The sequence below is a fragment of the Sphingomonas jatrophae genome (assembly GCF_900113315.1).
GTDB lineage: Bacteria > Pseudomonadota > Alphaproteobacteria > Sphingomonadales > Sphingomonadaceae > Sphingomonas_P > Sphingomonas_P jatrophae.
The window spans coordinates 398,120-408,662 of record NZ_FOZG01000003.1 but is presented as its reverse complement, the minus strand read 5'-3'; the positions used below and the strand labels follow the sequence as shown (position 1 = coordinate 408,662).

General features: G+C 69.7%; 7 protein-coding genes. 3 read left to right on the top strand and 4 right to left on the bottom strand.

The genetic code is table 11. From position 1 onward, the window contains the following. Nucleotides 1-23 precede the first annotated feature (23 nt). The 3 genes from ftsA to BM360_RS17495 all read left to right on the top strand — a co-directional run bounded on the left by ftsA (nt 24) and on the right by BM360_RS17495 (nt 5,286). Nucleotides 24-1,292, top strand: a complete 1,269-nt coding sequence (ftsA, locus tag BM360_RS17505; protein WP_093316638.1) for a cell division protein FtsA — start codon at nt 24-26, stop codon at nt 1,290-1,292. Between the two features lie 135 nt (nt 1,293-1,427). Beyond that, a complete protein-coding gene (ftsZ, locus tag BM360_RS17500) occupies nt 1,428-2,897 on the top strand; it encodes a cell division protein FtsZ (RefSeq protein ID WP_093316636.1) in 1,470 nt (489 codons plus the stop codon). 229 nt (nt 2,898-3,126) lie between these two features. Then, on the top strand, nt 3,127-5,286 hold the full coding sequence (locus BM360_RS17495) for an SPOR domain-containing protein (RefSeq protein ID WP_165611355.1): 2,160 nt from the start codon (nt 3,127-3,129) through the stop codon (nt 5,284-5,286). Here BM360_RS17495 and BM360_RS17490 read toward each other — a convergent pair whose 3' ends face one another. The 4 genes from BM360_RS17490 to BM360_RS17475 form a co-directional block, all read right to left on the bottom strand. Further along, nucleotides 5,287-5,772 (bottom strand): flavodoxin family protein, encoded by a 486-nt coding sequence (locus BM360_RS17490; protein ID WP_093316630.1) that lies wholly within the window; start codon nt 5,770-5,772, stop codon nt 5,287-5,289. Between the two features lie 5 nt (nt 5,773-5,777). Continuing rightward, nucleotides 5,778-7,175: a M20/M25/M40 family metallo-hydrolase gene (locus BM360_RS17485; protein WP_242653554.1), complete on the bottom strand. Its 1,398-nt coding sequence runs from the start codon at nt 7,173-7,175 to the stop codon at nt 5,778-5,780. Nucleotides 7,176-7,319: 144 nt separating this feature from the next. Next, nucleotides 7,320-7,841 (bottom strand): CHAP domain-containing protein, encoded by a 522-nt coding sequence (locus BM360_RS17480; protein WP_242653553.1) that lies wholly within the window; start codon nt 7,839-7,841, stop codon nt 7,320-7,322. Nucleotides 7,842-8,092: 251 nt separating this feature from the next. Further along, nucleotides 8,093-10,531: a ligase-associated DNA damage response DEXH box helicase gene (locus BM360_RS17475; protein WP_093316621.1), complete on the bottom strand. Its 2,439-nt coding sequence runs from the start codon at nt 10,529-10,531 to the stop codon at nt 8,093-8,095. Nucleotides 10,532-10,543 lie beyond the last annotated feature (12 nt).

The following is a 10,543-nucleotide window of genomic DNA, read 5'->3' as shown; positions in this document are numbered from 1 at the left end:
CGCCCGTCCGCCCGAGGATAATCATGGCCCAGCCCCGTCCCGATCGCCTCATCACCGCGCTCGATATCGGCTCCTCCAAGGTCTGTGCGCTGATCGCGCAGATCCCAGAGGAGAAGGGCGAGCTGATCGTGCTCGGCACCGGCCAGCGCGAGAGCCGCGGCGTCAAGCGCGGCTATGTCGCGGACATGGAGGTGACTGAGCGCGTCGTGCGTGAGGCGGTGGAGCAGGCGGAGCGGATCGCCGGGCTCAACATCGAGGATGTCTGGGTCAGCTTCTCGGCGGGCGGCCTCATCTCCGACATCGCCTCGGTCGAAATCGATCTCGGCGGCCAGCGCATCGAGCAGGCGGATATTGACGGGCTGCTCGACGAGGGCCGCAGCTCGATCGATCCAGAAGGGCGCATGGTGCTGCACGCGCAGCCGACGCTCTACACGCTCGACGGGCTGAAGGGCGTCAAGACCCCGCTCGGCCTCCATGCCGACCGGCTGGGTGTCGACATCCACGTCGTCGCCGCCGATCCGTCGCCGATCCGCAACGTCGATCTGTGCGTCCGCTCGGCGCACCTCGCGGTGAAATCCATCGTCGCCTCGCCCATCGCCACGGGTCTCGCCTGCCTGAGCGAGGAGGAGCGCGAGCTCGGCGTCGCGCTGGTCGAGCTGGGTGCAGGCGTCACCAACGTGTCGCTCTTCGCCGGCGGCCTGCTCGTCGGCCTGGCGTCCATCCCGATGGGCGCGGCCGACATTACCGACGACATTGCGTCGGCCTTCGGCACGCGCCGCCAGCATGCCGAGCGGATCAAGTGCTTCCACGGCTCCGCCACGCCATCCCCGCGCGACAATCACGACATGATCGAGCTGGTCGCGGTCGGCGGTGACGAGGACGGATCGGACGGATCGCGCATCACCCGCGCGCAGCTCATCTCCGTGATCCGCCAGCGGCTGGAACATTGGATGGGCGCGGTTGCGGGCGCGCTCAAGGATCTCGGCTTCACCGGCCCGGTCGGGCGGCAGGTGGTGCTGACAGGCGGTGGCGCCGAGCTGAAGGGCATTGCCGATTATGCGCAGGGGCTGCTCGGCCGCTCCGTCCGCATCGGCCGCCCGCGGGGCCTGGCCGGCCTGCCCGATGCGCATGGCGGACCTGCCTTCGCGACGCTCGCCGGGCTCGCCCAGTTCGCCGCGGCCAACCCGCTCGACCTGCGCGCACCCCAGCGCGACGGGCAGACCGTGTTCCGCCCGCGCGGCGGCGGCAACATGATCCAGAGGTTGATCGCCGCGGTGCGCACAGGATATTGACGCAGCCAGCTCCCGACATGGCGCACAAAGCTGTGGGGAATATTTACTTTTCGCTCGCGCGCAGACACCGCATCTGACAGAATCAGGTGGAGCGGACGCGCGGCGGTTTGGCGCGGATTGAGGAGTGGTGAGCTCATGACGATCGAATTCATGCGGCCCGAGGTCGACGAGCTGAAGCCGCGCATCAGCGTGATCGGCGTCGGCGGCGCTGGCGGCAACGCGATCGCCAACATGATCCGCGCCGACGTGCAGGGCGTCGACTTCATCGTCGCGAATACCGATGCGCAGGCGCTCAACCACGCCATTGCCGAGCGCCGTATCCAGCTCGGCCTCAAGATCACGCAGGGGTTGGGCGCCGGCTCGCGTCCCGAAATCGGTCGCGCCGCTGCGGAAGAGACGCTTGAGCAGGTCGAGGCCGCGCTTGACGGTGCGCACATGTGCTTCATCGCCGCCGGCATGGGCGGTGGCACCGGCACGGGTGCCGCCCCGGTGATCGCCAAGGCCGCGCGCGATCGTGGTATCCTTACGGTCGGCGTCGTCACCAAGCCGTTCGCCTTCGAGGGCAATCGCCGCATGCGCTCGGCGGAAGCGGGCATCGAGGAGCTGCAGAAGCACGTCGATACGCTGATCGTCATCCCCAACCAGAATCTGTTCCTCGTCGCGTCGCCCAACACGACCTTCAAGGAAGCCTTCCAGATGGCCGACGAGGTGCTCCAGCAGGGCGTCCGCGGCATCACCGACCTGATGGTCATGCCCGGCCTCATCAACCTCGATTTCGCCGACGTCCGCTCGGTGATGGGCGAGATGGGCAAGGCGATGATGGGCACCGGCGAAGCGTCGGGTGACAATCGCGCGATCGAGGCGGCGGAAAAGGCGATCGCCAACCCGCTGCTCGACGGCGTCAGCATGAAGGGCGCCAAGGGCGTCATCGTCTCCATCACGGGCGGCGAGGACATGCGCCTGATGGAGGTCGACGAGGCGGCGAATCACATTCGCGAGCTCGTCGACGAGGACGCGAACATCATCTGGGGTTCGGCCTTCAACAACGAGCTCGAGGGCAAGATCCGCGTCTCGGTCGTCGCGACCGGGATCGAGGCGGAGACGAGCGCGCAGGCGGAGCCGGCCAAGCTCTTCTCCTTCCCGAACGGCGCGCGTTCGGCACCGCGCTCGGCAGAGCCGGTTGCGGCACCCGCGCCCGCGCCGGCTGCACCTGCGGCCCCGCCCGCACGCACGGTGGAGGCACCCGCTGCGCCCACCGCCACGCTGCAGACGCCGACGGTCGGCGCTGTCGCATCCGCGGCAGCTGCGGCTGCACCCGCTCCAGCGCCCACGGCGGAAGAGGCTGACGAGCTGCTCCTCGGCACCGACGCCGCGCTCGTGCCGCCGCCCGCGGCCGATCCGCTGCCCCGCACCGCCGAGGCGGCTGAGCCGGCGCGCGCCGCCACGCCCGCCCCGCGCATCGCACGCGAAGGCGGCACCCTGTTCGAGCGCATGTCCTCCATTGCGCGCGGCGCCAAGGCGCAGGCCGATGAGGAGCCGGAAGCGCCGCGTGGCCGCGATCCGCTCGACATCCCGCGCTTCCTCAACCGGCAGAACAACCAGTAACGGCGATCGCCTGTCGCGCCGGCCAGTGTCGGCGCGATGGGCGCGTCTCCTTGCCGCGCCCGTTTGCGTTTAGCTTGCCAGAGTGCTGCTCTTCCTGATCGAAGGGGTAGCGCTTGGACAGCCTCAGCCTGCGTGGGGATGGGCTAAGTTCCCGCCGTCCACCGCATCTGCGGCGCGCCCCACCGCTTGCATGCGACAATGTCGCCTGCTCTCGCCTAGATTGGCGACGATGACCCGCTTCGCCCGCCTCGCGCTCGCCGCCGTCCTGCCGCTCTCCGCCGCCACCATCGCCGCCGCGCAGGCGCCGGTGCCAGGCTATGGCATCCCCGGTCAGGACGACCCTGTCGAGCGCCTCGGCCGCTACCTCCGTGTCCTCTCCACCTCGCCGCGGGATCTGGAGGCGCTGACGGGCGCGGGTCGGGCGGCGCTTGATGTCGGCGATGCTGCCGCGGCCATCGGCTTCTTCAGCCGCGCGGAGGAGATCGCCCCGCGCGATGGGCGGATCAAGGCGGGGCTCGGCTCGGCGCTGGTGCAGATGGAGCAGGCGGCGCAGGCGCTGAAGCTGTTCGACCAGGCGGTCGATCTCGGCGTTCCGGTCGCCACGATCGCTGCGGATCGCGGCCTGGCGCACGATTTGCGCGGCGAGAACAAGCGCGCGCAGGCGGATTATGTCGCGGCGCTGCGTGCCGCCCCGTCCGACGAGACCGTGCGCCGTCTCGCGCTGTCGCAGGCAATGAGCGGCGATCGCACCGCCGCCATGGCGACCCTCGATCCGCTGCTACGCCGGCAGGACAAGGCGGCGTGGCGTGCCTCCACCTTCGTCCTCGCGCTCACCGGCGATCCGCGCGGCGCGACCGAGCGGCTGGGCCTGCTCGTGCCCGCGGGGCAAGCGGCGCAGATCGCGCCCTTCCTCGCCAAGCTTGGGAGCCTGCGTGCGGGCGAGCAGGCGCAGGCGGTCCATTTCGGCCACCTGCCCACCGCCAATACGCGCCTCGCCGGCGCCTTGCCGAACCCGACGCCCACTCCGTCGGCCTCGACCCAGGCGCTGGCACCACAGGCGGCGCCATTCGCTTCCCGCTATGCCGATGCCGCGCCGCGCACGAGCCGCACGCCTCCGCCGGTGACGCCGCCGGTAGCGCGCCAGGCCGCACCGCTGCCGGCGCCTGTCCAAACGCGCCCGCTTGCCACGCTTACGCCAAGCCGCGCGACCACGCCGCTGCCCGGGTCCGTCCAGACGGGCGCCACTGCTGCACAGCCGACGCCACCGCAGCCTGCACCTACCTCGACCTACGCTGGATCGCCTTCTCCCGCTCCTGCGCTGCTGCCAACGCCGGCGGCTGCCGCCCCGGTGCCCACGCCCACGCAATCGACCTCGGCCGTGACCCGTGCGCCTGCGCCGTCTCGCGTCGGGCCACTTCCTGCATCCGTGCAGGCGTTTGCGGCTGGCCTGATGCCGCAGGCTGCACCGCCGCCATCCACTCCCGCGGCCGTAGCGGCCATCCCCCTGCCACCGTCTGCTGCCACGTCGGCATCGACGAGCTCAGGTCTGCCGCCGTCCGGCACCGGCGCGGAACCCGGCTTCGCGACGCTCGCCTCGGCAGCATCGCCGCAGACGGCCAGCCTTCCTTCGCCCACGCGCACCGAGACGCGGACAGCGGACGAGGCTCCTCCGCCACGCCTCGCCCGCGCCGCAACCGAGCCGGTCAAGGCAGCCACGCCGCGCACCCGCACGGTGGACGCAGTCGCCAAGCCGAAGCCGGTGCGCGTCGCCGCCGCTGACGAGGCGGACGAACCCGCCAAGCCGACGCGCAAGGGCCGCACGCAGGTGGCCGCCGCGGACGAGACCGACGCCCCCGCCACCACCAAAACCGGCCGCAAGGGCAAGGCCGCGGCAACCCAGCTCGCTTCTGCCGAGCCGCTCGATCCGCCGACGGGCAAGGCCACGCGCAAGGGCAAGACGACCGAGCCGGACGAGGACAAGTCCACCAGGACCAAGCTCACCGCTGCGGACAAGAAGAAGGCCGACAAGGCCGCCGCCGACAAGAAGAAGGCGGATGCGGAGAAGGCGACCAAGCTCGCCGAGGCTAAGGCGAGCGCCGCCAAGGCGAAGAAGGAGCCCGAGCGTCACTGGGTCCAGGTCGCGACGGGCGCCTATAAGGGCGATCTCGCCAAGGCGTGGAACAAGGTGAAGGCGGATCATCCGCAGACCATGGCGGGCAAGTCGGCGTGGACGACGCCGTTGCGCTTCACCAACCGCGTGCTGGTCGGCCCCTTCAAGTCGGCGGATGAGGCGCAGGCGTTCGTCAACGCCAACGCCAAGGCGGGCTTCACAACCTCGCGCTTCACCAGCTCCGCCGGGCAGCCGGTCGAGCGGCTCGGCGGCAAGTAATCAGAACACGCCCAGCGCCAGCCCCGCCGCCATCGCCTGCCCGAGCATTTGCGCGCGGGTGAGGTCATCGGCGGCAATCGTCTTGGGTGCGGCGATCGCCTCGGGCGTCTGCGCGCCCGTCCGCACGATCAGCGGATCGGCCACCGCGCGCAGCCGCCAGCCGGTGGCGATCCGCGCAATCTGGCGCGCGGCATTCTCCCCATCGCTGCCCGCGCAGATGATCGCGGCATAGGGCCGCCCCTCGATCCGGCCGAGCGCGGGATAGTAGGTGCGGTCGAAGAAGGTCTTCATCGGCCCGGCAATGGCCGCCAGCGTCTCGGGCGTGGCGAAGATCAGCCCCGCCGCGGCAAGCACGTCCTCTGCCGTCGCATCCTCGGTATGGCGGAGGAGGATATTGCCCTCCGCCGCCGCGCCCGCCGCTGCCGCCTCCGCCAGCGCCCGCGTGCCGCCCGTGGCCGAATGCCAGACGATCAGCAGCGGGCCCATGCGCGTCAGCCGGCGTAGGCCTTCACCAGATCGAACAGATAGTCGCGCCCGCGATAGAGCGACTCGACGCGCATCCGCTCGTTCAGTCCGTGCGCGCCATTGCTGTCCGCCTCGCTCATGATGCCGGGCACACCGTAGACGGGGATGCCGATGGCGGAGAGATAGATGCCGTCCGTCCCGCCGATCGACATGCTGGGCAGGATGGTCAGCCCCGGCCAGTATTTCGCCGCCACGGTCTGCGCCGGCCCGAGCACCTTTGGGTCGAGCGGCGGCGGCACGGCAGCCGGGCGGCGCGGCGGCACCTGCGTCACCTTCACCTTCGGGTCGGCGATCGCGGCGATCAGTGCGGCCTCGGTCGACTCGACGCTGTCCAAGGGGTGAATGCGGCAGTTGATGTTGGCTGCGGCGCGCTGCGGCAGCGCGTTATTGGCGTGGCCACCCTCAAGCAGGGTCGCGACGCAGGTGGTGCGCAGCATCGAGTGGTAGGTCGCGTCGGCCGAGATCACCTTGTTCGCCGCCGCATCGTTCGGATTGGCGATCAGCTTCGGGATTGCCGCACCCAGCGCGCCACCCTGCTGCTTGCCGATCGTCGTGAAATAAGCGCGGGTCGTATCGGTGAACTTCACCGGAAACTCATAAGCCTGCACCTTGGCCAGCGCCTGCGCGAGTTCGTAGATCGCATTGTCGGGCACGGGGCGCGAGCTGTGGCCGCCCGGATTGGTCGTCTCCAGCCGATAGTTCTGCACCGTCTTCTCGCCGACCTGCATGGACAGCAGTTCCGGCTTGCCATCGCGGCTGAGGCGGCCGCCGCCGCCCTCGTTCAGCGCGAACTCCGCGGCGATCAGGTCGGGCTTGTTCTTGGCCAGCCACTCCGCGCCGTTGAACGCCCAGGTCGTCTCCTCGCCGCAGGTCAGCGCCAGCTTGATCGTCCGCTTCGGTGCCGGTCCGCTCTTGCGCAGGCGCGCGAGCGTATCGATCCACACCGCGTCCAACCCTTTCATGTCGGCGGTGCCGCGTGCGTAGAAGAAGCCGTCCTCCTCGATCAGCTTGAACGGATCGCGCGTCCAATCCTCGCGCTTGGCCTCGACCACGTCGAGATGGCCGAGCAGCAGGATCGCCTTGGCCGCCTTGTCCCGCCCCGGCAGCACCGCGACCAGCCCGCCATCCTGCGGGTGATCGGCATCGGCGAAATAGGTCAGCTCCGCATCGGTGAAGCCCGCCGCCTTCAGATAGGCGCCCGCTTTCTGCGCCGCGGCGGTGCAGCTGCCCTTGCCGACGACCGTGTTGGTCTCGACCAGATCCTTGTAGAGGGCGCGGAATTGCTGCTGGTCGGGCCGCGTCTGCGCGGCGGCGGGCGCGGCGATGGTGGCGGCGGTGAGCAGCAGGGCGGCGAGTTGGCGCAAGGTAGGTCCCCCGGTTGATCCGGGGGGCAGGCTAGGAGACTCTTCCAGCCTCGTCATCCTGAACTTGTGTCAGGATCCGTGGCGGAAGCGGGGGCGGAGTGTAACCGCTAACCGGGGTTCAGCCTGAAGGAGGAGGCGTCTGCCTCAGCCGGCGCTGGTGATCTGCTCCACCTTCGCCAGTGCGGCGTCGTCCAGCGCCTTGTCGGCGTCGCGCACGGCCTTCGCCGCGGCCTTCGCGCCGCCATAGATGAAGCCGTAGACCGGATAGGCCTTGATGCCGACGCCGTGGATCGGCGCGTACCACACCTTCACCTTGCTCCAGTCGCCGTTCGCCGAGGCATCCACCACCTTGACGTTGCGCTCGACCTGGCCGCGGCGGCCGTTGATGATCGACCAGTTGGCGTGGGTCACCTCGATCACGCGGTCGGAGATCACCTTGCTGACCGTCGCGACATGGCCGACGCGCATCGCGCCCGCCGCCTTGAACACCAGCACCGCGCCCGCCTTGGGCGCCGTGCCGCGATCATATTTGCCGGTCGCCTGCTGCCACCACGTATAGGCATTGCCGAACAGCTGGAGGCCCGAGAACATCCGCGCGAACGGCGCGCACTGCCAGCTCTGGGCGCTGGCGGGCGTGGCGATCAGCGCAAGCAACAGGGCGCCCATCGCGAATTTCGCGTTCTTCAACATCGGTAAGTGGAACCCCCGTCCCGCTACTGTCGAAGGGTGAGGTAGCTAATGCGGGTTAACGGGGAAACAGCGCGGATGCTGCTTTGCGGCAAGGCGATCCGACACGCGCGATGAGTTGATTGGTTCCGGAAAACGGCACTTCAACTCGTCGATGCTGACGCACAGGTTGGCGCGGGGGACGTGTTTTCCGGCGGTTCGACTCGACCGGCTGACGGCAAATCCGCCCGTCAGTCGGCCATTGCTTCGGCCGCCAGCGCCTCCGCCTCGATCAGCAACTGGTCGTCCGCCAGCCCGGTCGCAACCTTCTCCCGGCCGATCAGCGTCAGCACGGGCACGGCCAGCGGCGTCACGCGGGGCAGGTCCACATGCATCATCGTCGCCGCCGCCCGGTCGAGCAGGTGGGCGAGACGGCCGACATCGGTCATCCGCGCGCGCGCATCCTCCCACGCCGCCTGCAGCAGCAGGTGCGTCGGCTCGTAGCGCCTCAGCACGTCGTAGATCAGGTCGGTCGAGAAGCTGACCTGCTTGCCTGTCTTGCGCTTGCCGGGATGCTGCCGCTCGACCAAGCCGCCGATCACCGCCACCTCGCGGAAGGCGCGTTTCAGCAGGTGCGACGATTGCACCCACTCGACGAACTCGTCCTCTAGGATGGTCGCGTCGAACAAGGCCGCCGGGTCCGTCACGGGCTTCAACGCATAGGTTGCCAGCGCATAATCATTGGCGACGAAGCCGAGCGGATCGAGGCCCAGCGTCTCCATCCGCCGCGTCACCAGCATGCCGAGCGACTGGTGTGCGTTCCACCCCTCGAAACTGTAGGCGACCATGTAGTGCCGCCCCTCGCGCGGGAAGGTCTCGACCAGCAGCTGTCCGGGCTCCGGCAGGCGTGATCGCCGCGCCTGCGCTTCCAGCCATTCGCGCACGTCGGCGGGAAAACGCGGCCATTCCTTCGGCTCTGCCAGGAAGTGCCGGACGCGACCGGCGAGGTTGGTGGAGAGCGGCATGCGCGAGCCGCCATAGGTCGGGATGCGCGCCGGCTTGCTCGTCGCGCGGACCAGCAGGTCCTCCGTGTCGATGCGGATCACCTCGAGGCTGAGGCCGGCGAAGAAGAAGGTATCGCCCGGCGACAGCGTGGCGGCGAAACCTTCCTCCACCTTGCCCAGGCCCCGCCCGTTCTTGAACCGGACGGTGAGCATCGTCGCCTCGACGATGATGCCCGCATTCAGCCGGTGCTGCGCGGCGAAGGCGGGCTTGGTCAGGTGCCACAGCCCGTCGGGCCGCTGCACCAGCCGGCGGAACCGGTCATAGGCCTTCAGCGCATAGCCGCCGTTGGAGATGAAGCCGAGCACGCGATCGAACGTCTCACGCGGCAGCGCGGCATAAGGTGCGCAGGCGGTGATCTCGGCGAACAGCTCGTCCGCATCGAAGGGTGCTGCACAGGCGCAGGCCATGATGTGCTGCGCCAGCACGTCGAGTGCGCCGGGGCGGAACAGGTCCGGATCCAGCTCGCCATCTTCCACCGCGTCGAGCGCGGCGCGCGATTCGAGATATTCGAAGCGGTTGCCGGGGACGAGCAAGGCGTGGCTCGGCTCGTCCAGCCGGTGGTTGGCGCGGCCGATGCGCTGCGTCAGCCGCGACGAGCCTTTCGGCGCACCCATCTGGATGACGAGATCGATATCGCCCCAGTCGACGCCGAGATCGAGGCTGGCGGTGCAGACCAGCGCGCGCAGCCGCCCGTCCGCCATCGCCGCCTCCACCTTGCGCCGTGCCTCGCGGCTCAGCGAGCCGTGATGCACGCCGATCGGCAGCGAATCGTCGTTCACCGCCCACAGATCCTGGAAGATCAGCTCGGCGAGGCTTCGCGTGTTGCAGAAGACGAGGGTGGTGCGGTGCGTCTCGATCTGCGCCATCACCTGTTTGGCGGCATAGCGGCCCGAATGGCCGCTCCATGGCACCCGGTCCTCGGGCAGCAGGATCTCGATCACCGCGGGGGCGCCCGGCGCGCCTTCCACCATCGCCACCGCATCGATGTCGCCATCGGGCGACAGCCAGCCCCGATAGCCGTCAGGATCGGCGACCGTGGCGGAGAGCGCGACGCGGCGATGCTCCGGCGCCACCTTCGCCAGCCGCGCGAGCGCGAGTGCAAGCAGATCGCCGCGCTTGCTGGTGGCAAAGGCGTGGACCTCGTCGATCACCACCGCGCGCACGTCGCCCAGCAGCTTGTCGCTGTCCGGATAGGAGAGGAGCAGGCTGAGCGATTCGGGTGTCGTCAGCAGCATCTGCGGCGGGCGGCTGCGCTGGCGTGCCTTGCGGTCGGACGGCGTGTCGCCGGTGCGCGTCTCGATGCGGATAGGCAGGCCCATCTCCTCGACCGGGCCGATCAGGTTGCGCTGCACGTCCACCGCCAACGCCTTCAGTGGCGAGACGTAGATGGTGTGCAGCCCCTCGCTCGGTTGCTCGACCAGATCGACCAGGCTGGGCAGGAAGCCGGCGAGCGTCTTGCCCGCGCCCGTCGGCGCGACCAGCAGCGCATGCCGCCCATTTCGCGCCGCCTCCAGCATCGCCAGCTGGTGCGCGCGCGGCGCCCAGCCCTTGGCGGCGAACCAGTCGGCAATGACGGGCGGCAGGCTCAGGCGTGCTGGCAGGTCGGCAAGCCCCCTGTAGGACATCCTACAGGCATG